Raw genomic sequence first — 21,116 nt, 5'->3', positions numbered from 1 at the left:
GGCTGCGCATGGCCACGCAAACGATTCTCTGGACGGTCCTGCCCGCCGGGCGTGTGACCGAAGGGGCCTTGAAGGGGCGCCTCAAGGTGTCGGTCGTCGCTTCGCCGCGACTGACACCCGAACGCGCGAACGAGCGAGAACTCCGGGCCTTTCCTGAATGGCTGCTCTGGCCAAGGACCGTGGCCGAGGCAAAGTTCGGGCTACGCATCGGCAACACGTTGCTGCCACTCGAACCACTTGGGCCGCTTGCCGGTCAGGCACAGCCCGACGTCGATCTCTGGAGCCAGCTTTTCGCGCCGGAGACGCCGGTTGATGGCTTCGTCTTCAAGGACATGAGCCGGGTCAACCTGCGCTCCTACGCCGTGCGCAACGTGCTCGGTCTGGCGCGCAAGTACTACGCGCAACTGGCCGTGGGCGCCACCAGCCGGCACCCGACGTTGTTGCCCTGGTCATCGGCCAATCCGGCACTACGCGCCATGCTGATCGACATGGGGGCACCGCGCGAGGTGGGCGCGGAGCGCCAGGGTGGCTTCGCACGCTTCTTCAACGATGGCGATGGCGGCATCGAGCAGGTGCTGCGCAATAGCGTATTCGGCCCGAAGTCGAAATACTCGGGCACCGCGGCCGGCATCGGTGTCGACAGGGGCGGCAACCCGGTCAACGGGGCAAGTTTCCCGGTGCGCGTGCTGCCGCCGGACTGGCAGCCCCCCAACGGCACGCCCGATACCGAGTTGATGGCCAACTGGGCCAGCGCCGCCGAATACACGCTGTACCAGGCCGACCGCTTCTATCGCCGAGAACCCCTCTCGGCGGATGCGCTTGCCATGCGCCGGCCGAGCGGCAAGGACATTCCCCCGCCGCCCGAGAGCCAGACGCTCGACTTCCACAAGCGTCTGGCGTCCTACAGCGACTACCCAGCCCTGCTGCGCAGACTTGGTGTGCTGCTCGACTTCGTCCTGCCCGCCGAAAACCCGATCGATCAGCAGGTCCGCCAGCAAGGCAACGCGCAAGGGACGATGCAACTCGATCTGCGCTGGGCCAATGATCACGATCCCGGCGTGGATGGCTGCCCGGCCACCGCGTGGCAGGCCGATTCGCAACGCTTCACGGCCCGCCCGCGCACCAACGATCACCACATGGGAATGCTGCGGCTGGGCGGCGCCAATGATCGCTGGGACCAGTCGAAGCGCATACCGTTCGACGTCTATCAGGTAGACCCGGACGGCACCGCGCTGAAGACCGTGGATTTCGTGCTGTCGGCGCAGCGGCTGATCGACAAGAGCCGCAAGAGCGGCACCGATGGCGCGGTGACCTACACCACCGGGGACGACCAGCCCGTTGCCGCGTTGCGTGCCGGGGGGATCGGTGTCTCCCGCCATGGGCGCGCCGCCGCGCTGGCCTTCGGGGCCGCCAGCAGCGCCGCCAAGGATGGCGCCGTCCGCAGCGGCGCGGCGGCTTCAGCCGGCATTGCCTTGTTCACGGAAGATGTGCTGCGCGGGTATAGGGTCGACGTGCAGCCGATCATCGGAGGCAAGCCGGGCCGCTGGCAATCGCTGTGTCGGCGGCAAGGCGCGTACCAGATTGCCGCGACGGGCGCGAAGCTCTCGCTGCCTGCCGATGACGAGGGCTATGTCAAGGGCGCATCGACGACGAGTACCGCCAACCCCGCCAGCGGCGCCGACCCAGACGATCACTATCTGCACGAATCGTTGTTCCGCTGGGCTGGATGGAGCCTGGTAGTGCCGCGTCCAGGCCGGACGCTGCGCGCGCAGGATGGCGATTCGGGCGTGCAGGCCGAAGTGCCGACCGATGTGACCGATGCCGTCGCCGCTGCCGATGGGAACGGCATCCTGACCAGCTTCGTGGCCGCGAAAGGCAGTCTGCCCCGGCTGCGCTTCGGCTTTGCCTATCGGTTGCGCGCGCGGCTGGTCGATCTCGCCGGTAACAGCCTCGATGTCGACGATCCCTCGCTCGGTGATGGAGAAAACGAACTGGAGGTCACGCAGCCAGTCACGTACTGGCGCTTCGAGCCGGTGGACCCGCCGGTGCTGGTGCAGCGCGCACGTGCCAGCGAGGGGGAGTCGCTGGAACGCATGGTCATTCGCAGCAACTACGACGCCGATCCGGCCACCTTTTTGACGACCGGCGCGTTTGCCGATGCGATCAAGCTGCCCGCTTCCGCCGATTTCGCCTACACGCCCGCGAACGAGCGGCATGTGGTGCCACCCAAGGCGTCGCAAACGCTGTGCGAGACCCACGGTCTGTTCGATCCGATGTTCGGGTCCGCATCGGGTATCCGTGACGCGTACGCGCTGGCCGCGCGCGAATCGGGCACGCTCTACGATGCTGGCCCGGGCACTGACGTGGCGTTGATCACCCCCACGGCGCTGGCGAACGTTGCCACCACCGTCGCAGTGCCGCCAGCCCTGCCGTCGCTGGATAACCCGACTGGCGACCGGCTCGCGGCTGGCCAGTACGTGATCCATCGCGAGGCACGGGTGCCAACGCCGTGGCTGCCCGATGTCGCCGCCGGGGGCATCGCGCTACGCGCCGCGCCCGGCAGCCGGCTGCCGGGCGTGACCGGGCCGATGTCACTAGGCGCGGGCGCCGAGATCGTCGCCATTCCGGGTAACGAACTCGTCCTGATGGTGGCGTTCGACCAGCGCTGGCCCGATACGCGCGGGCTGCGCATCGTGCTGGCCGAGCGCGTCGGGCTGCTCGCCGATCCGCCCTGTCAGGTCACGTATCCCGACGACGGCACGCCGCGCTGGGACGCCGACGCCCGCACGCTGACGTTCTTTCTGCCCAAGGGCCAGATCGCCAGGCTGACCTATGCCAGCTTTGTCCATCCCGACCTGATCGGCACGTTCGGCCTGCCAGACTGGGTGGACACCGCCGCCGAAAAGGCACTGCTACAGCAGATGGCGCTGACCGGCGCGGCATGGATGCTCACGCCGTACCGGCCGCTGGTACTGGTTCACGCGACGCAGCAACCGGTCTGCACGCCGGAGTTCCTGACCGAACTGGGCAAAGCACGCAGCCCGGGCGATCGCTTTGCCAAACTTGGCGCGCGTGTGCGGGTGCATGGGCCGAGCACGGGCAAGCTGGAGTTGCAGGCGACATGGACCGAATGGATCGATGACCCCGCCGACGCAGCAGGCCCCCGGATCGCGCAATGCGAGGGCACACTGGCAGAGATCGCCCTACCGGAGAATGCACCCAACCTCGACAGCCTGGGCCCGCTTGTCGATGCGATGATCGCCGATCCGACACGACCCCGCGCGCGCGGCGACCAGCACGAATTCGGCGATACGAAATGCCGTCTGGTGTCGTACTGCCTGCGGGCTACGACGCGCTTCCGCGAGTACCTGCCGGCGGCCCTCTATTCGGACCCGAACGCCATCACCCGTACCGGGCAATTCGCGCAGGGGCCACGCATGGTGCGTGGCGCCGACGACGATCCAGGCGCACCGATGCTGCGGGCTGCCGATGGCACCGGCGCCTATACCGTCATACCCGCCAGCGCTCCGCCAGACGCGCCGCGCGTGCGCTACTGCGTGCCGACGTTCCGCTGGAGCGGCACGCCCACCAACACGGACTTCGACACCACCCGGCTCGGCAACGGCGTGCGCGTATGGCTGGATCGCCCGTGGTTCACGTCCGGCGAAGGCGAACTGCTCGGCGTCGTATTGCCGGCCAGCGGGGATTTCGCCAGCATCCCGCTGCCGCTCGAGGGGCTCGTGACCCAGTGGGGTGCCGATCCGCTCTGGGATTCGGTACTGCCGAAAATGTCGATCCACGACACTGACTTCCCGGCGCGGGTGACATCGGCATTGGCCCCACTGCAGGAAGCGGGCAATCCCAAGGTCATGGTGGTCGGGCATCGGGTTCACTGGCACGCCGAACGCAGTTGCTGGTACTGCGATATCGAGCTGGACCCGGGGTTGACCTATATGCCCTTCGTGCGGCTGGCGCTGGTCCGCTACCAGCCAAATGCGATCGACGAGGCGCTGGTGTCGAAAGTCGTACTCTGCGACTTCGCTCAGGTCCTGCCGCGCCGACGCGCCACCTTCGCCCGCACCGGGGCGCAGGTCAACGTCAGCCTGCGCGGTACCGTGCCGGCCCACGGGCCGATGAAGTGGTCGGCCGATGGCGAATATCTCGACATCTCGTTTATCCCGCCATTCGGTACCGAGGGCGAGACCGGACGCAACAAGGTGGAAGTCGTGCTGCAGACGCGGGACCCTGCCATCGACAGCGATCTGGCCTGGCAGGATGTTCGCGTGCTGGCGGACAGCCTGCTGGACCCGAAGGCCCCGCTGAATATCGGCACCGTGGGCCAGCATCTGGTGGGACAGGCCCCGCAGCGCATCGTCCCCGAAGTGCTTGGACTTGGCCGCATCGCGCCCCCCGCTGCCGTCACCGGGGCTATTGGGGCTATTGGGACTATTGGCGCCATTGGAGCAATCGACGTGACCCGGCCATCGCTGGGCGACCTGCTCGATCCGGTGATCTGGTCCGGCACGGTGACGCTGCCCGATGTCGCCGGCAAGCCCGCGCGGCTGGCCATCCGGGAGTTCGAGCGGTATTACACCGACCGCACCGTGCCAGAAGTCCGGGCGGGCAAATCGTTGCGGCGCCGGGTGGTGGAGGAACGTCTGGTCTACACGACATTCTTTCCGCTTGCCTAAGTTGCAGCGCAACACAAATAATAGAGCGGCTTGTACCTCACGTGATTCACCCAACGGAGAGACACATGGCCGACGATGGCAAGACCGCCGCACCGCCGCCAGGGCGGGAGCCGCTGCTGATCGACCTGGCGCTACAGGGCGGCGGCGCGCACGGCGCCTTCACCTGGGGCGTGCTCGATCGGCTGCTCGAAGAGCCGTGGCTGGAGATCGACGGCATTTCCGGCACCTCGGCCGGCGCCATGAACGCCGCGGTGCTCGTGCATGGCCACGCGCTTGGCGGTGCCGAAGGCGCCCGGCAGGCGCTGTCGGACTTCTGGCAGCGCGTCTCCGAGACGGCGCGTTTCAGCCCGTTCCGCCGCAGCCCGCTGGACGTGATCCTGGGCCGCTGGACCCTCGACGATTCCCCGCTGTTCGTCGCCGCCGATCTGGCGGCTCGGATCTGGTCGCCCTATGACCTGAACCGCGCCGGCAGCAATCCACTGGCCGATATCCTGCAGGCCAGCATCGACTTCGAACTGCTGGCGCGCGCGCCCATCCACCTGTTCGTCACCGCCACCAATGTGGAAACCGGCCGCGGCCGCGTGTTCAAGAACGCGGAGGTCACCTCCGAGGTGCTGCTGGCCTCGGCGTGCCTGCCCACGGTATTCCAGGCCGTGGAAATCGACGGCGTGCCGTACTGGGATGGCGGCTACGCCGGCAATCCGACGATCACGCCGCTGGTGCGGGAATGCTGCTCGCACGACACGATCCTTGTGCAGATCAACCCCGTGGCCCGCCCCGGCGCGCCACGCAGCGCCCGGGACATCGTGAACCGCCTCAACGAAATCTCGTTCAACGCCGCGCTGCTCAAGGAGTTGCGGATGATGGCGGTGCTGCAGCGCGTGGCCGATCCTGGTGACGCGGAAGGGGCTCAATGGGCCAATATGCGCATCCACCGCATTGCCAGCGACAAGATCGCGGAGTACGGCACGGCATCGAAGATGAATGCGGAGTGGTCGTTCCTGTGCCTGCTGCGCGACGAAGGGCGTGAAGCGGCTGCGCAATTCCTGGCCGAGCACGGCGATGCGCTCGGCCAGCGTTCTTCGTTCAATCTCGACGAACTACTCGAGGAGATCTGAACCATGGGTCTCCTTGGCATCGTTATCGCCCTGGGGGCGATGATCTGGCTCGCGTTTCGCGGCTGGAGCATCCTGATCATCGCGCCGGCGGCGGCCCTGCTGGCCGCGGCCACGGCGGGCGAACCGCTGCTGGCTCACTGGACCCAGACCTTCATGGGCACGGCGGCGGGGTTCGTCGCCCAGTTCTTCCCGTTGTTCCTGCTCGGCGCCCTGTTCGGCAAGCTGATGGACGACAGCGGCTCCGTCACGGCCATTGCCGAATGGATGACGCGCGTGCTCGGCCCCCAGCGAGCGATGCTGGCCGTGGTGCTCGCGGGCGCGCTGCTGACCTACGGCGGCGTGAGCCTGTTCGTGGCGTTCTTTGTGCTGGCGCCGATGGCGCACGCGCTGTTTCGCGCGGCAGACATCCCGCCACGCCTGATGCCCGCCGCCATCGTACTGGGTACGTCGACGTTCACGATGTCGGCGCTGCCGGGCACGCCGGCGATCCAGAACGCGATTCCCATGCCGTTCTTCAGCACCACGCCGTTCGCCGCGCCCGGCCTCGGTATCGTGGCCAGCGCGATCATGCTGACGTTCGGGCTGTGGTGGCTGTCGCAGCGCGAGAAAGCTGCGCGCCGCAGGGGCGAGGGTTACGCCATTGCCGAGGAGGAGGCTTCGCCCGATGAGGTGGCGGAGCGCCCGCTGATCCGCGAGCTTGCCAGTACCGCACGCGAATTCGACCCGGCCGAGGCGCTGCAAGGCAGTCGCAGCGACGAGCCGCCAGCAGCCTTTATCGCGCTGCTGCCGCTGGCCGTGGTGATCGCGGTGAACCTGCTGATGAGCTTTGTGGTGCTGCCACGGGTGGATGCCGACTACCTCGGCCTGCCCGAATGGGGCGCGACCACGTTGCAGGCAGTCAGCGGCGTGTGGTCCGTTATCGTCGCACTGACCGCCGCCATCCTCTGCCTGATCGCACTGAATTTCCGGCGCCTGCCGGAGTTGCGCGACAGCATGGGCGCTGGCGCCCATGCCGCTGCCCTGCCGGTGCTCAGCGTGGCCAGTCTGGTGGGATTCGGTGCGGTGGTAGCCAGCCTGCCCGGGTTCGGCGTCGTGCGGGACTGGGTGTTGTCGATCGAGGGGGGCCCGCTCGTGTCGCTGGCCGTGGCAACGAACGTGTTGTCGGCGCTGACCGGCTCAGCCTCTGGTGGCCTGACCATCGCGCTCGATGCGCTCGGCGGCACCTACCTGACACGTGCGTTCGACCTGGGCATCGATCCCGCCATCCTGCATCGCGTGGCGGTGATGAGCGCCGGCACACTCGACACGCTGCCGCACAACGGCGCCGTGGTCACGCTACTGGCCGTATGCGGGGCCACGCATCGGGAAAGCTACGGCGGCATCGTGATGGTGGGGATCGTTGGCCCGATGCTGGCGCTGGCGGCCGTGATCGCGCTGGGGAGCTGGGTTGGTTCGTTCTGAAGCGGGATGAAACGAAGCCTGATGCACCGAGGGGGTCAGGTGGCCCCCTCCCCGCCGACCTGGGGCTGCACGATTCCCATCCGGCGCGCGGCCAGTTTCATCTGCGTGAACTGGATCCCGAACAGCGCCAGCTTCGATGCCAGCGGAAACACGCCGATAAAGAGCGGCCACGATGCCGTGAACGCCACTGCCACCACCAGGTTCAGCACGCCGGTGAGCAGCATCAGAGCGGCCCACAGGTAGCCATAACGGGTCAGCAGATCGCCCATGCGCTCCCGCGCGACCGGTGGCACGTAGCGGTGCATCCAGCCACCGCGCAGCATGACCACGCCGACCAGCGCATACAGCACGCTGGGCTTGCCCATCACGAAGCGGGGGTCGTTCGTCAGTAACGTGGCGGCGGCCGATACCAGCACGCTGATCAGGCTGATCCATTGCAGCGCGGCAATGGGCTCGCCCCGAAACCTCGCCCAAAGCACCACGCCGACCGCCACCGCAGTACCCGCCGCAGTGGCCACCAGCGTGTTGACGTTCATGGCGAACAGAACGGCAAAGACAATCACACCAAGGGAGTCAAGCACAACCGGGCGTAGCGCAGAGAGGAATACCTTCATGCAGAGCCTTTCCGAATTTTCAGGGGGCGGCGGCGCGCATCCGATACGTCGCCGGACTGGAAACTAATCACCGCATAGTTCGCGAAAGTGTCGGAGACAAGCTCGGGCGAGTCAAGGAAAAGATGGCCGGGATCAGGGTTGGTCCGGATGTCGCCGCGCGCTTGCGGTGGCGTCCTCGGCACTAACAGCCAAGCTGACCACGCTGATTCACGATGGCCTGACGGTTGGTCTTGAGTTGCGCCATGTTGTCCCAGGCGTTGCCCTGACGCATGGCGAGGTCGTTCTGGCGGAGCTGATTGAACAGCATGGTGCAATTGGACCGGCGGTTGTTCTCAGCGGCGATCGCCATCTGCTGTTCACGGGCGCTGACCTGCTGCAACTGCCTGGCTTCAGCGTCGTGGCGCCGGAGATAGGCTTCCTCCTGCTGCCGGGTGACCGCCGTCTTGCCGATGATCGAGAGCGTGCCGCCCGGCTCGCCGGCATTGCGGTAGCCGCTCGGGCACGTCACGCCATCGTCGAGATAGAGAACTTTGTGGTCTGGGCCATCGCACCGGGTCGCCGCGAAGGCGGTCATCGCATTCGTGGCGCAAAGCAGGACAGCCAGCATGACAGCGTTCCGTGCATCCATGGTGAGTTGGCCTCGTTGATCGGACGGACAGGACAGGTAAGGCAAGCGACGGGCCGTTGCTTATGCCTTGCCCAGCCGGGTAATCAACGCGGCGTGACGTGGATGGGATGACGCCAGCCGCTCCAGTTCGTCGCGGGCCGCCAGTTCGAACTCGCTGAATTCGAATCCCGGCGCCACCGTGCACCCGGCCAGGGCATAGCCGGCCGCGCCCGGCACGCGTTCCGCGGCAAACCAGCAGCCGGCCGGCACTACCGCCTGGAAGACTGTCCCAGGCTGGAACAGCGGATTACCCAACCGGTGCGTGGTGAACGCGCCGTCGGGCGCCAGCACGTGGACATTGAGCACGTCGCCCGCGTAAAAGTGCCAGGCCTCGTCGGACTGGATGCGATGCCACGCCGAAAAGGCGCCATCGCACAGCAGGTAGTAGATGGCCGTGGATGCCGAACGCTCGGCACCATCGGCCACGCGTGTGACGCGCGCGGCGTCCCGGTAGGTCTCGCGGTAGTAGCCGCCTTCTGGATGCGGGACCAGAGACAGTTCATCGATCAGGCGTTGCTGCGGTGAGCGCGTAGGCATGGCTTGTTTCCGGAGCTGCAGAGGCTGCGGGGGCTGATGTGTGGATCGGATGACTGACACGCCACCTTACCCGAAAGCCAGACATGACAAAATGTCGGCCGATGGTGGCATGGCGCCGGCATTGCAGGATTCGCCAAGACGACCCGGCACGTGGCGGGTTAGGCTCCCGGACAATACGGACCATTCCGCGGACCATTCCGCCGACCATTCTCCGGCCCAGGAAAAGCCATCCCGAGGCTCCTCCAAGGCCCTACCCGATTCGAACCAATGTCGCGCCCCTTCCCCGCCTGGCTCCCGGCCATGGCTTTCGTCCTGATCTGGTCCACCGGCTTCATCGTCGGCAAGGCCGTTGTTCCGGTTGCCGACGCCAACCTGTTCCTGCTGGCCCGCTTCACTCTGGCCGCGCTGATGTTTGCGGTGGCGGCGATGGCCAGCGGCGTCACGTGGCCTGCGCTCAAGCAGGTGCCACGCCATCTGCTGGCCGGCGCGCTGATGCAGGGCATCTACCTGTGCGCGGGCTACGGCGCGGTGGCGCATGGCCTGTCCCCTTCGATCATGGCGCTACTTGGCGCCTTGCAGCCGCTTCTGACCGCCCTGCTTGCGATCCCGCTGCTGAAGGAGCAACCTTCGTCCCGTACCTGGCGCGGACTTGGGCTCGGCGCGTTGGGCGTCGGGCTGGTCGTGCTTCCGGCCATGCAGGCCGGCACGCCGCAGACCGTGTCGCCATGGATCATACTGACGGGCGTGCTCGCCATTCTCTCCATCACGATGGGAACCCTCCTCCAGAAAACCTCGATCGCCCGCGCGGATATCCGCGCCAGCTCGGCCTGGCAGAATGCCGGCGCCATGCTCGTGGCTGGGGTGCTGGTCTGCGCCACGGGCGGGGTTGGCGCATTGCGCTGGGAAACCGGCCTGACGCTGTGGGCGTCGCTGGCCTGGGCTGCGTTCGTGCTGTCAGGGATCGGCACCTGGCTGCTGCTCAGCCTGGTGCGCCGAGGACAGGCCGCCAACGCGGCGGCGCTGATGTTCCTGGCGCCACCGCTTGCCGCCGTGCAGGCCGCGCTGTTGTTCGGCGACCGGCTCGCCCCGCTCCAGTGGCTCGGCATGGCCGTGGCCGGTATTGGCGTGTGGCTCTGCCAGACGCAGGGCAACCCCCGACATGCCCAAGCTCGTTGAACACGCCTCGCCGCTGGTCGAGCCGCGCCGTTATTCGCCGCGACCCTTTGGTCATGCGCATGACTACCATCAGTTGCTGTTCGGCGTGGATGGGGCCATCGAACTCGAAATTGACGGCCATGCCTATCGCGTCGATGGCCAGCACGGGCTGGTGGTGCCTGCGGGCGCTCACCATGTCTGCGCGGGCCTGACCGAAAACCTCCAGCTCGTGGCGGACTTTCCCGCCAATTCCGTCGCTCTGCCCGCGCGGCTAATGGAGAACCCGCGTGCCTTCGCCATGGATGCCAGCTTCGCTGCCCGCGTCCGCGCGTTGGCGACGCATCGCCCGTCTGGCGACCTGCCACTCCAGCACGCCTGGCATTGCGCAACGGCGCTCGCGGGCAATCTGGCATCGGCGCTGGGTCTCGATGCGGCCCGCAACGATGCCACGCATTTCCCGGCAATGGCCATCGATGCATGGCTACGCGCCAATCTCGCGTCGCCGTTGCGGGTGGACCAGCTTGCCGCGCGCATGGGCTGGGGCGCGCGTCGGTTTCACACGCTGTTTTGCGAGGCGTTTGGCGATACCCCGCACGGCTACCAGACACGCCTGCGGCTGGACCAGGCCGTGCAATGGTTGATGACTGGCACGATGTCGCTCGCCGATATCGCCTATGGCGTTGGCTATCCCGATCAGACCACCTTCACACGCGCGTTCGCCCGTCGGTTCGGCAAGCCGCCCGGCGCGTGGCGGGCCGCTGCCCTGGCCTGATCTGCAGATTTCCCCCGCCGCGCGTATGATGCGCGCGTGTTCGAGCCAGCGAACCAGCAAACCAGAACGGGGGAGACAACCATGATGACAATGATCACGACGGTCGGGCTCAAGCGCCTCGCCGTTGCCACGCTATTCGCCTCCGGGCTAGTCCATGCGCAATCACCGGTGCCGGTGATGCAACCCACTGAAGGCGATTTCGAAGCGCGCGACTTCCACTTCCAGAGCGGCCAAACGCTGCCGACCGTCAAGCTTCACTACGCGACGCTGGGCACGCCCACGCGCGGCGCCGACGGCAAGGTCAACAACGCCGTGCTTCTGCTCCACGGCACCACTGGCACAGGCCGCGCGTACCTGACGCCGCTGATGCAGAAGGAACTGTTCGCGGCGGGCCAGCCGCTCGACGCCTCGCGCTACTACATCATCATGCCCGACGGCATCGGCCGTGGCGGATCGAGCAAGCCCAGCGACGCGCTGCGCGCGAACTTTCCGCGCTATGGCTACAACGACGTCGTGGAGGGTCATTACCGTCTGCTGACCGAGGGACTCAAGGTCGATCATCTGCGGCTGGTACTGGGCACGTCGATGGGCGGCATGCAGACGTGGGTCTGGGGTGAACGGCATCCGGGCATGATGGATGCGCTCATGCCAATCGCCAGCCAGCCCGTGGCGATGTCAGGCCGCAACTGGTTGTGGCGCCGGATGTTGATCGACGCGATCCGCAACGACCCCGACTGGAACGGTGGCAACTACACGCGGCAGCCCACCCACTGGACCCGCACCACGCCGGTGTTCGCCCTGATGACGCAAAGCGCAGCCACGTTGCAGAAGGCCGCCCCTACGCGCGACCAGGTCAACCAGTACGTCGACAAGACCGTGGCGGACAGCCGCGGCATGGACGCCAATGACTACCTGTACTGGTTTGAATCGTCATGGGACTACAACCCCGAGCCGGATCTGGGCATGATCCGCGCGCCGCTTTACGCGGTGAACTTCGCCGACGACATGATCAACGCAGTGGACCTCGGCGTCATGCAACGCACCGTGCCGAAGGTTCGACAAGGCAAGTACGTGGAGTTGCCCGAGAGCGAGAACACATATGGGCATCAAACGTTGCAACACCCCGAGGTATGGAAGCCGTATCTCGTTGAACTGCTGAAGTCGCTACCCGCGCAAAAGTAGCCACAAGAAAGTAGCCACAAAAGTAGCGCCACGTTCGCCCGCCCCGCCCGTGCGGCCGAGTGCCGCACTGCAATGCGCGAGGCGTGGCGAGCGCCTGCGCAGCAAGCCCGGCACGCTTTGTCGCGGGGCCGCAATACGGGTATTTCGCTAGGCTTCAACGCTAGATCGCGCCTGCCCCGCTGCCTATACTGACTTCGCACCGTACACAGCATCACGCTGTGTGCGCGTGTGCCCGATAACACTAGCGGGCAGGCACTGGCGGCCCCGGGAGGATGCCACGGATGATCATGTCCATTCGGCCTGCCATTGAAGAGGAAAGTGAAGATGGACATGCCCAGCGAACAGTTCCTTGCGATCCAGGAAACCCGCCGCTTGGGGCTCCGGGCATTGCGCGCGGCGCTGCTCCAGGTTCACAAGGAAGTCATCGGTTATGACCGTGGCCAGTACGAGCGGCTGCACGGTCCGATTCCAGCCGGCCAGTTCGTGCAACTCGTGACCGAGGAATCCTTCTTCCGCTGGCTCGATCCACTATCGAGACTGATCATCGAGATCGACGAAGAACTCGATGGTGAAGAACATCACGACGAAACCTGCCGGGCCGTGGCTGCCGCCGCGCAGAAGCTGTTCAGCGAGCGTGGCGACGTGGACTTCCGCAAGCGCTATCAGGAGGCGCTGCAGGATGAAGCCGCGGTCACGGTCGCGCACGGCCGACTGATGTCCGTCATCGGGCAATTGCGCCAGTTGCCCTAAAGTGCGCCAGTTACCCTGGTTGCCTGGCCACTTTCGCTAACGCTCACAGACGCCTTCCAATCATCCTTTTCCGCCCGGCCCCTTGTGGGCCGGTTCGTGCGGCACAGGATGCACCGCGATCGGACCACTGGCCGGAAATGTCTCGCGCAAGGCCTCGTCGAGTTCCTGCTCGACCTTCTGGTCATGCGACTCGCGTGCCTTTCTTGAAGCGGGTGTGAGAGATTTGGTGGAATCCAGTTTGCTCATATCGTCGGCTCCTTGAAAAGTGCTGGTGATGCCTGTCAGCGATGTCCGCCTCCGCGGCCACCACCGCTCCGTCCGCCCCGACCACCGCCACCCCATCCTGGCATTCCACCTGCGCCCTGGTAGCCGGGGTACGCGCGATACCCAGGATAGCCCGGCGACCCTCGATAGCCGTAGTAGCCACCGCGATACCCATACCAGCCGTGCCCGTAGTATCCACGGTACCCACGCCCATACCATCCGTAGCGGTAATAAGAGGTGTGACAGCAGCCATACCAGAAGCTGCCGAAGAACACGCCACCAGTGTACGCCGGCCAGTAAGCGGGCCAGTACGGATAGCCGCCACCATACGCGTACGGGTAACCGTACCAATAGGGATACGCGTAGTCATACTCGTAGCCCGGGTACCCACCGTAGACAGAACCAAGGTCGCCCAGCGGATAGTTGGGGTCATAACCGTACGGACTGTCATAGCCGGGATACGTTGCGCAGCCGCCCAGCATCGTTGCCGCGGTCACTGCCGCCAGGACCCACCCGTGGGCGCCCCTCATCACAGCCTCCTGTCGATATCCGGTCGGAATTGACTTCCGACAGTCACTTAGACAGTAGCCGCATCGAGAAGTCCAAAATTCGGAGTATTCCGATTCTCATATGAGAATCGTCTCCTTACACTGCCTCTCGCCCGTGCAATACGGGCGACCCACCCGGTTTCAGGGTCGACCCTCCCCCTGAAACACAGGCTTCACGATGCCACGCGGTCCCCGTCCCGTGGCATCTTTTTTTACAGACCCTTCTCCACCAGGTCGAGCAGTCGTTGCCCGATCACTCCCGCCAGCTCCCTTGCCCGACCGCGCAGCGGCCCGTCGATGAGCATGATCGACAGACCATGCACGGCCGACCACGCAAGGTACTCCGCACCCGGACGTCGTTCGGCCGGAAGCAGGCCTGCCTCTACCCAGCGATCCAGCGCCGCGCCGAGCAGTTCGAATGGGTTCAGTCCGCTATTACCGGCTTTTGCCGGATCGGAATCTTCCTCCACATCGTCGGGAACCGAGAATGCGGTGCGAAACAGCCCGGTTTCAGCCAAGGCAAAGCGCAGGTAGCCCGTGCCTACCGCCCGCAGGCTGGCCCGCGCGCGCTCGGCAGGCGCGGCATCGGGAGGAATCGTCGCCAACTCCGCTTCCATTGCTATCGCCAGGCTGGAAAGCGCGTGCGCGCGCACTGCCTGCAAAAGATCCTGTCTGTTCGCAAAGTGCCGGTATGCCGCATTCGGCACGACGCCCGCTCGGCGTGTCGCCTCGCGCAGGACAATGGCATCGGGCCCGCCCTGCCGTGCCAGATCGATGCCTGCTTCGAGCAGGGCGCGGCGCAGGTCACCATGGCGATATGTGGTGCGCGTGGGCGGTGTCGGCGGTGCGGGCGGTGTGGGCGCGGCGGTTCGATTCATGCTAGCTCCCATGCGGACAGCGTCCAGGGCAACGAATAACAATAGTAGACAGTGTACACAACCACTTCCAGCACCGCTGGCCCGCGCTGTTCGCGTATTTCCCGCGTCACTAAAGGATGGGAGCGAAGAGCTTGGCCACGTGCATCGCCACACGCAGGATGGCGGGCGCGCCAAGGAAGTCCTCGCGGTCGATCTGACGGGCCTCCGCGAAATCGGCTTCCAGCATCTCCGCCACGCTGGCCGCGAACTCCGGGTGAGCCGTCATGACCATCATCTCGAAGTTGAGCCGGAACGAACGATTGTCCAAATTCGCGGTGCCGACGGCCGCCGCGTCGTCGTCGATCAGGATGACCTTCTGGTGCAGGAAGCCCGGCTGGTACCGGAACACCTTCACGCCGGCGCAGACGGCCTGGTGGGCATAGATAGTCGACGCTCCATAGACCACGTAATGGTCCGGCCGGGCCGGTATCAGGATGCGCACGTCCACACCACGCAGCACTGCCAGTCGCAGCATCGCGGATACGGCTTCGTCGGGCACGAAGTATGGCGACGTAATCCAGATGCGCTTGCGCGCGGCCTGGATCGCCTCGACGAAGAACAGCGAGCACGTCTCCTGCGCATCCGCCGGCCCCGATGGCACGATCTGGCACACCATGTCGCCGAAGCGCCTCGGCGGCGGCAGCAACAGGTAGGGCACCTCGTGCGCGGCCCAGTACCAGTCCTCGGCGAACGTCATCTGCAGCTCGAGCACTACGGCGCCGCGAATCTCGATATGGGTATCCCGCCAGGGCGCGAGTGGTGGCCTGCGACCGAGGTATTCGTTGCCGACGTTGTGGCCTCCGACGAAGGCGCGCTCGCCATCGACGATCACCAGCTTGCGGTGATTGCGGAAGTTGAGCTGGAAGCGATTGACAAAGCCGGGATGCGTGGCGAATGAGCGCACGTTGACGCCGGCTTCCTCCAATGCACGCAGGTAGGCCCGGCCAAGCGCGTGACAGCCGATGCTGTCGTAAAGGAAATAGACCCTGACTCCTGCCTTGGCACGCTCGCACAGGCGGCGTTGCAGTTCGAGTCCAAGTTCATCGTCGTGAACGATGAAGAACTGGACCACCACGACCTGTGTGGCGGCATCGATCGCGGCGAAGATCGCCTGGAAGGTTGCCTCGCCGTTGACCAGCAGCCGCACGTCGTTATTGCCCAGGCATGGCATGCCAGTCAGGCGCGGCAATGCGCGCATGCATTCCTGATCGGGATTCATCACCAGGCAGGCGCTGAGCGAATCCAGTTCCTGGGTGCTCATGTTCTGGCGGATCTCGCGCAGCCGGTGATTGTTGAAGCGCCGCGCATTGACGTATCCCGCGAAGCGGCTTCGTCCGAAGATCAGATAGGGGATCAGCGAGAAGTACGGCATCATGACCAGCGACCCAGCCCAGGCGATGGCCCCGGGCGCAGTGCGTACGGTCATGACGGCGTGCAGCGCCGCGATCACGCCCAGCACGTGAAGAGACACGACGATCGCTGCAATCACACTAGGGGTCAACATAGGCAGCCAGGGCCGGACGGGATGGACGCTATTCTGGCACAGCACATCACTTCAAACATCCCCGAGCCACGCCCCCGAATCCATGCTGCCTAATTTTTAGGCAGACCGATGCGCTCCCATGACCCGGCGCGACTGGCGCAGACGCCGACGCAGTTATCCACACAATCTGTGGATAAGCGACGCCACGCACGCGTCGCCGGGCGGATGTCCGATTTCGTTTCATTCCTACGTCAACGCCATCCATTTAAGGAAACACCGATTGTTCGCCCCACAAACGCTGGATACGCTGCAACGCGTTTACTTCGCTTTCCAGAGAATGTCGCATGAATGCCCGAACGAACATCGCGCTGCTGGCAAACAGCTCGTCGCCCCTGCATCCGCTGCAGGAACTCCTTGCCGTCGCCGGCTACCAATGCAACGTCTTTCACGCCGGGCGTGACCTGATTCAAGGGCTCGGCCATGACAGCTACGAGATGCTCCTGATTGACCGTGAACTGGCCGACATCTCCGCCATCGACGTGATTCGCACCGTCCGGGCCGTGCGCAACCGCGACGTACCAATCGTGATCTTTGCCAGCGAAAACAACGACGACGACCTCGTCGAGGCCCTCGATGCCGGCGCGGACGACTACGTGCTCCGCCCTCTGGCTGCGCGTGTGCTGCTGGCCCGCATCGCCGCATTGCGCCGGCGCATGAGCGGCACGCGCTTGCGCGGAGCCATACCGTTGCGCGCCGGGCCATACGAGCTGAGCAACCCCGGTCGCTACGCCACGCTCAATGGCGACCGGATTCCGATGACGCCCAAGGAGTTCGACCTGGCCATGCTGATGTTCGCCAACGCGGGCCGCATCCTGGCCAGCCGCCGCATCGAACATACGATCTGGGGCCATGACTTGCCGCCCTACTCCCGCGCGCTGGCCGGGCTGGTATCGCGAATGCGCCGTACCCTGAACCTGTGCCCGGAGACCGGCGTCACGGTCAGCGTCGTCTATGCCCAGGGGTATCGGCTGGACATCCTCGATCAAGCGGCGCGCCACGAATTGTCCGCTGCGGCTCGCGTGGCCTCCGCGTCATCGACCCCAGCGCGGATGCTCAAATCGCTTGCGTAGATCCGTCTGAAAATCCAGATCTAGATATCGAGCACGCCGCGCGCAGCCAGTTCGGCGATATCGATCCGCGCAACGCCTGATGGCGCGCGCTTGGCGCTGCGCTTGGCCACCGCCGAGGCCGCACCGATATGCTGGCTGCAGAGCCGCAGCGTCGCCATTGCTTCCGCACTGACACTGACCACGCCAGCGGCCATCGTTACCGGCACGAAGAACGCCGGATTGCCGAACCGGTCCTCGCCGTGAATACCGCCAGCAGCGCGATCCATCGACGAGTACAACATCAGTGCTGCATCGTTGAAGCGTGCAATGGCATCCCGGATACGCACCTCCCAATCGTCCCCCTGATACAACACCAGGAAGTCGTCGCCGCCGACATGCCCGAGGAAGTCGCGCGCGGGATCGCATGCCTGCGCCAGAATCGCGGCCGCGCCCTTCAGCATTTCGTCGCCCTTCCAGTAGCCGTAACGATCGTTGAATGGCTTGAACTGGTTGAGGTCGACATAGCACGCATGAAATGCGCTGCCGGCTGCAATGAGTCGGTCGACATGCTGGTTCAGCAGGATGTTTCCGGGCAGGAACGTTAGCGGATTCGCGTAACGTGCCGCCTCCATGCGTACCTCGGTGGTGGCGCGTAGCAGATCGGCCACGGTGCCAAGACCCACGTATCTGCCTTGATCAGTGATCACGAAACCATCGGCCAGCACATGGGATTGCTCGCCCGCGAAAAGCTCGGCCATATCCTCCAGGCTGGTGCGGCGGTCAAAGCAAACTGGCGCCGGATTGGCCAGCGTGATGCAGGCCTTCCTGCCATAGAGTTCCCGATGAAATGGCGTGGCGTAGCGGTCAATCAGGATTTGCCGGTTCATCATCGCCACCGGCCGCATTGCCTCGTCCACCACTGCCATCGCGTGCAGATCAGGCTGGCTGTGAAACCGCGCCAGGACGTCGTTATTGGAGGTGGTGGGATGGATCGTCGGCGCGGGGCGCAGGAGTTGCCCGGCGGTCATGCCCGACCATCCCGTGCGCAAGGCTTGGGGAAACACCGCGATCTGCCGCGAGGCCAGCACAGCCCGCACCTCCGGCGACGCCTGCGGTTCAGGCAGCGCCACTGGCCTCCCCAAAAAGTAGCCCTGGCCCGCGGAAACACCAAGATCCCGCACCATGGCCAATTCCTCGACCCGCTCGATGCCTTCTGCGATCACGTGACCACCGAATGCCCCCATCATGCGCAGCATCCCGCGCAGTATCTCCAGCCGGCGCGAGCACGTATCTATCCCGCGCACGAGCGACTTGTCCAGCTTGATGAACTGCGGCGACAGATCGGCCAGCATGTCGAGATTGGCATGGCCCGAGCCAAAATCATCCAGAGCGTAATGCACGCCTAGCTCGCCGAGCAGCGCCATGGCCTGGCCAAAGGTCTGGGCATTGCCGATGGCAGTCTGCTCCGTGATCTCGATAACGACCCGGGAAGGTGCGATCGCCGCCGCACCGCCGACAATGCCATCGGCCCCCAGCAACGCGGCCATGGTGTGTCCACGCCCGACCAGAAGATGGCGCAGCGTCAATGGACTGAAGTTCAGGAACAGCTTGCCCGGCAGGTTCAGCGACGACCACGCATCGAGCGCGGTACGGGCCGCCGCCACTTCAAGCTCCACGGTCGTCCCATTTGCCTGCGCGAGTCGGAACAAGGCGTCAGGCATCTCGTGCAACGACGCGGCCGGGCCGCGAATCAACGCCTCATGACCCAGAATGTCCCCATTGCCCAGCGACACGATTGGCTGGAATACCGCCTGCAACGAAGGCAGGCACACAGCCTCTCGGGCCGTGGCCAACGAGGAGGCGACGGTCAGCATGACATGCGGATAAGGGTTGAATGACAGGTTATCGACCGCGCAGCGTGATGCCACGGGGCGGCTTCCGGCGCGGACGATAAATGGAGCGCCCGCCATTTCATGATAACAATGTGTCACCTGTATGACGACGTCACCCATTCAGGGGTGTCACGTTATCGTCACATTCATGCACGACGATCGCGCTGCACTGCAGCACGACCCACGCCCCGCACTCCCCAGGGAATGACCGCGAGGCCGGCGTGCCGCAGCGCATCGGGTCATGGAGTGACGGGGTCGCGGCCCCGAAGGAGTGTTTCTCGTGTTGCAAGCCATCAAGCTGGGTCTGCCTGGACTGGGAGCCAAATCCCTGTGGCAAGGACTGGCGCGCCTGCCGCTGGTCATGCGGCTGTCTGCGGCATTCGTGCTGATCTACGCGTTCGGCGCGGCCGTCGGACTCACCGGCATCATCAATCTGATTCAGCTGAAACAGGATACGGACACGCTCTACCAGCGCGACATGCGCGGCGCTATCTCCGCCGAGCGTGCTCAGGCGGCGCTGGCCACGCTGGGCCGCGCCCAGTTGTCGCTGACGCTGGCCACCAGCACCGCGGAGCGCGACACCGCCGCGTCGGAGGTCGCCCAGGCGTTGCGCCGGCTCGACCAGGCCGTTGACGGCGTGCGCACGGCTGCCCCGCAGCAAGCCGACGCGCTACAGAAAGAGCGCGCGACTGCCGGCGAACTGATGAACAACTTCGTGGCCTTGATCGGCAAGCAGCCACTCGACGCCCTGCAATTCGATTCATCGGTCTCGGTCGACGGACACTTCGTCGGCGAACAGCTGCAGAAGCTCGCCGGCCTGATCGAACAGACACGGTCCACGCTGGATCAACAAGCTGCGGACACGGTTGCCGGCGTGGCCGCAGCGCAAGTCACCGCCCAGACCGTGATGGCGGTACTGCTCGTGGCCAGCTTCCTTGCCGCCGCCGCGCTGGCCTGGATCGCGGCACGTAGCCTGACACGCGAACTCGGTGGCGAACCGCGCGACGCCGCTGCCGTTGCAAATCGCATCGCCAATGGCGACCTGACCGCCCGGATCGCCGTGGGCGCGCACGATCAAGGCAGCCTGCTCTACTTCCTGGCCGGCATGCGCGATCAATTGGCCGGCGTGCTCGCGCGCATCCAGCAATGCGCGCACGAAATCTCCAGCGCCAGCGACGGTATCGCCAACGGCAACCGCGAACTGGCTGCACGCACGGGCACGCAGGCTTCAGCGCTTGCCGAGGCGGCAGGGAACGTAGCGCGCCTGACCGAACTGGTCCAGCAGGCACACGCACAAGCCCGGCAGTCGAGCGACATGGCCAGCCGCGCGCGCGAAGCCACCACCACAGGCATGGCTTCGGTGCGCGACATGAGCGGCGCCATGGCCAACGTTCACGCGCAGTCGCGCAACATCTCCGAAATCGTCACGGTGATCGAAGGGATTGCCTTCCAGACCAATATCCTGGCGCTGAATGCAGCGGTGGAAGCCGCTCGCGCGGGCGCAGCGGGACGTGGTTTCGCCGTTGTCGCGCAGGAGGTCCGCGCGTTGGCCCAGCGTAGCGCCACGGCTGCGCGCGAAATCGGCGGCATTGTCGGCGACGCGGCGAAGGAGATCGCACGCGGCGCGGACCTCAGCACGCGCGTGGTGGCCGCCATGGAAGGCATCGATGTCGCGGTGAATCACAGCCACACCCTTGCCGAAGAACTGCGCCTGCTGGCCGACGAACAGGCAACCGGCATCGGGCACGTCGCCGATGCGCTGACACGGCTCGAGCAGACCAGCGCCCAGAACGGCGCGCTCGTGGAGGCGGTGTCCGGCCAGGCGGCGCAACTCGACCAACAGGCCGCAGCGCTGGAGGCAGACGTCGCGCGCTTCCGCTTCTGAGGATTCACGCACCGCCGCAATACCTTGCCCTGAGAGCCCCCATCGCCGGGGCAAGGCTTCAGTTTTCGCAT

Annotated in this window: 17 protein-coding genes; 9 read left to right on the top strand and 8 right to left on the bottom strand. The window is 65.5% G+C overall.

Going from position 1 to position 21,116, the window contains the following annotated elements; all coding sequences use genetic code 11:
- Positions 1-8: 8 nt before the first annotated feature.
- The 3 genes from B2246_RS22305 to B2246_RS22295 all read left to right on the top strand — a co-directional run bounded on the left by B2246_RS22305 (position 9) and on the right by B2246_RS22295 (position 7,270).
- On the top strand, positions 9-4,691 hold the full coding sequence (locus B2246_RS22305; RefSeq protein WP_286881081.1) for a hypothetical protein: 4,683 nt from the start codon (positions 9-11) through the stop codon (positions 4,689-4,691).
- Between the two features lie 65 nt (positions 4,692-4,756).
- A complete protein-coding gene (locus tag B2246_RS22300) occupies positions 4,757-5,809 on the top strand; it encodes a patatin-like phospholipase family protein (RefSeq protein WP_008649035.1) in 1,053 nt (350 codons plus the stop codon).
- Between the two features lie 3 nt (positions 5,810-5,812).
- Positions 5,813-7,270 carry a GntP family permease gene (locus B2246_RS22295; protein WP_008649041.1) on the top strand — a complete coding sequence of 486 codons (1,458 nt, stop codon included), beginning with the start codon at positions 5,813-5,815 and terminating at the stop codon, positions 7,268-7,270.
- Positions 7,271-7,305: 35 nt separating this feature from the next.
- On the opposite strand, the gene B2246_RS22290 is transcribed toward B2246_RS22295, so the two are convergent.
- From B2246_RS22290 to B2246_RS22280, 3 genes are all read right to left on the bottom strand, one after another.
- Positions 7,306-7,884 carry a septation protein IspZ gene (locus tag B2246_RS22290; protein ID WP_008649043.1) on the bottom strand — a complete coding sequence of 193 codons (579 nt, stop codon included), beginning with the start codon at positions 7,882-7,884 and terminating at the stop codon, positions 7,306-7,308.
- A gap of 181 nt (positions 7,885-8,065) precedes the next feature.
- Positions 8,066-8,512, bottom strand: coding sequence for a hypothetical protein (locus B2246_RS22285; RefSeq protein WP_035883655.1), 447 nt, complete (start codon positions 8,510-8,512; stop codon positions 8,066-8,068).
- A gap of 60 nt (positions 8,513-8,572) precedes the next feature.
- Entirely contained in the window at positions 8,573-9,088 is a 516-nt protein-coding gene (locus tag B2246_RS22280) for a cupin domain-containing protein (protein WP_008649048.1), read from the bottom strand.
- A gap of 267 nt (positions 9,089-9,355) precedes the next feature.
- Between B2246_RS22280 and B2246_RS22275 the strand changes: the two genes are divergently transcribed.
- The 4 genes from B2246_RS22275 (at position 9,356) to B2246_RS22260 (ending at position 12,947) form a co-directional block, all read left to right on the top strand.
- Positions 9,356-10,264: a DMT family transporter gene (locus B2246_RS22275; protein ID WP_008649050.1), complete on the top strand. Its 909-nt coding sequence runs from the start codon at positions 9,356-9,358 to the stop codon at positions 10,262-10,264.
- Positions 10,248-11,015, top strand: coding sequence for a helix-turn-helix domain-containing protein (locus B2246_RS22270; RefSeq protein WP_008649052.1), 768 nt, complete (start codon positions 10,248-10,250; stop codon positions 11,013-11,015). Before B2246_RS22275 ends, B2246_RS22270 begins: the two co-directional genes overlap by 17 nt.
- A gap of 81 nt (positions 11,016-11,096) precedes the next feature.
- A complete protein-coding gene (locus B2246_RS22265) occupies positions 11,097-12,197 on the top strand; it encodes an alpha/beta fold hydrolase (RefSeq protein ID WP_008649053.1) in 1,101 nt (366 codons plus the stop codon).
- A gap of 324 nt (positions 12,198-12,521) precedes the next feature.
- A complete protein-coding gene (locus B2246_RS22260) occupies positions 12,522-12,947 on the top strand; it encodes a hypothetical protein (RefSeq protein WP_008649054.1) in 426 nt (141 codons plus the stop codon).
- A 60-nt stretch (positions 12,948-13,007) separates the two neighbouring features.
- Here the strand turns inward: B2246_RS22260 and B2246_RS22255 are convergent, their stop codons facing one another.
- The 4 genes from B2246_RS22255 to cls all read right to left on the bottom strand — a co-directional run bounded on the left by B2246_RS22255 (position 13,008) and on the right by cls (position 16,180).
- Positions 13,008-13,193 carry a hypothetical protein gene (locus B2246_RS22255; RefSeq protein WP_286881079.1) on the bottom strand — a complete coding sequence of 62 codons (186 nt, stop codon included), beginning with the start codon at positions 13,191-13,193 and terminating at the stop codon, positions 13,008-13,010.
- A 35-nt stretch (positions 13,194-13,228) separates the two neighbouring features.
- Positions 13,229-13,741, bottom strand: coding sequence for a hypothetical protein (locus B2246_RS22250; protein WP_080709810.1), 513 nt, complete (start codon positions 13,739-13,741; stop codon positions 13,229-13,231).
- 230 nt (positions 13,742-13,971) lie between these two features.
- Positions 13,972-14,637, bottom strand: a complete 666-nt coding sequence (locus B2246_RS22245; protein WP_035883658.1) for a TetR/AcrR family transcriptional regulator — start codon at positions 14,635-14,637, stop codon at positions 13,972-13,974.
- Positions 14,638-14,746: 109 nt separating this feature from the next.
- On the bottom strand, positions 14,747-16,180 hold the full coding sequence (gene cls, locus B2246_RS22240) for a cardiolipin synthase (RefSeq protein WP_035883659.1): 1,434 nt from the start codon (positions 16,178-16,180) through the stop codon (positions 14,747-14,749).
- A gap of 323 nt (positions 16,181-16,503) precedes the next feature.
- Between cls and B2246_RS22235 the strand changes: the two genes are divergently transcribed.
- A complete protein-coding gene (locus B2246_RS22235; protein ID WP_008649059.1) occupies positions 16,504-17,289 on the top strand; it encodes a response regulator transcription factor in 786 nt (261 codons plus the stop codon).
- A 20-nt stretch (positions 17,290-17,309) separates the two neighbouring features.
- Here B2246_RS22235 and B2246_RS22230 read toward each other — a convergent pair whose 3' ends face one another.
- Positions 17,310-19,142, bottom strand: coding sequence for a phosphodiesterase (locus B2246_RS22230; protein ID WP_051705465.1), 1,833 nt, complete (start codon positions 19,140-19,142; stop codon positions 17,310-17,312).
- A 298-nt stretch (positions 19,143-19,440) separates the two neighbouring features.
- On the opposite strand from B2246_RS22230, the gene B2246_RS22225 reads away from it, so the two are divergent.
- Positions 19,441-21,045 carry a methyl-accepting chemotaxis protein gene (locus B2246_RS22225; RefSeq protein ID WP_286881078.1) on the top strand — a complete coding sequence of 535 codons (1,605 nt, stop codon included), beginning with the start codon at positions 19,441-19,443 and terminating at the stop codon, positions 21,043-21,045.
- The last annotated feature ends 71 nt before the right edge of the window (positions 21,046-21,116 follow it).

The sequence above is a fragment of the Cupriavidus sp. UBA2010 genome, from assembly GCF_002335265.1.
GTDB classification, from domain to species: domain Bacteria; phylum Pseudomonadota; class Gammaproteobacteria; order Burkholderiales; family Burkholderiaceae; genus Cupriavidus; species Cupriavidus metallidurans.
The sequence above is the reverse complement of the archived record's forward strand: the minus strand, read 5'-3'. Positions and strand labels throughout refer to the sequence as shown.

What these genes read in the sequence shown, in the direction of transcription:
- B2246_RS22295 (WP_008649041.1), top strand. Translation starts at nt 5,813, where the DNA reads ATGGGTCTCCTTGGCATCGTTATCGCCCTGGGGGCGATGATCTGGCTC.
- B2246_RS22250 (WP_080709810.1), bottom strand. Translation starts at nt 13,741, where the DNA reads ATGAGGGGCGCCCACGGGTGGGTCCTGGCGGCAGTGACCGCGGCAACG.
- B2246_RS22300 (WP_008649035.1), top strand. Translation starts at nt 4,757, where the DNA reads ATGGCCGACGATGGCAAGACCGCCGCACCGCCGCCAGGGCGGGAGCCG.
- B2246_RS22230 (WP_051705465.1), bottom strand. Translation starts at nt 19,142, where the DNA reads ATGCTGACCGTCGCCTCCTCGTTGGCCACGGCCCGAGAGGCTGTGTGC.
- cls (WP_035883659.1), bottom strand. Translation starts at nt 16,180, where the DNA reads ATGTTGACCCCTAGTGTGATTGCAGCGATCGTCGTGTCTCTTCACGTG.
- B2246_RS22235 (WP_008649059.1), top strand. Translation starts at nt 16,504, where the DNA reads ATGAATGCCCGAACGAACATCGCGCTGCTGGCAAACAGCTCGTCGCCC.
- B2246_RS22290 (WP_008649043.1), bottom strand. Translation starts at nt 7,884, where the DNA reads ATGAAGGTATTCCTCTCTGCGCTACGCCCGGTTGTGCTTGACTCCCTT.
- B2246_RS22305 (WP_286881081.1), top strand. Translation starts at nt 9, where the DNA reads ATGGCCACGCAAACGATTCTCTGGACGGTCCTGCCCGCCGGGCGTGTG.
- B2246_RS22245 (WP_035883658.1), bottom strand. Translation starts at nt 14,637, where the DNA reads ATGAATCGAACCGCCGCGCCCACACCGCCCGCACCGCCGACACCGCCC.
- B2246_RS22270 (WP_008649052.1), top strand. Translation starts at nt 10,248, where the DNA reads ATGCCCAAGCTCGTTGAACACGCCTCGCCGCTGGTCGAGCCGCGCCGT.
- B2246_RS22260 (WP_008649054.1), top strand. Translation starts at nt 12,522, where the DNA reads ATGGACATGCCCAGCGAACAGTTCCTTGCGATCCAGGAAACCCGCCGC.
- B2246_RS22280 (WP_008649048.1), bottom strand. Translation starts at nt 9,088, where the DNA reads ATGCCTACGCGCTCACCGCAGCAACGCCTGATCGATGAACTGTCTCTG.
- B2246_RS22255 (WP_286881079.1), bottom strand. Translation starts at nt 13,193, where the DNA reads ATGAGCAAACTGGATTCCACCAAATCTCTCACACCCGCTTCAAGAAAG.
- B2246_RS22285 (WP_035883655.1), bottom strand. Translation starts at nt 8,512, where the DNA reads ATGGATGCACGGAACGCTGTCATGCTGGCTGTCCTGCTTTGCGCCACG.
- B2246_RS22265 (WP_008649053.1), top strand. Translation starts at nt 11,097, where the DNA reads ATGATGACAATGATCACGACGGTCGGGCTCAAGCGCCTCGCCGTTGCC.
- B2246_RS22275 (WP_008649050.1), top strand. Translation starts at nt 9,356, where the DNA reads ATGTCGCGCCCCTTCCCCGCCTGGCTCCCGGCCATGGCTTTCGTCCTG.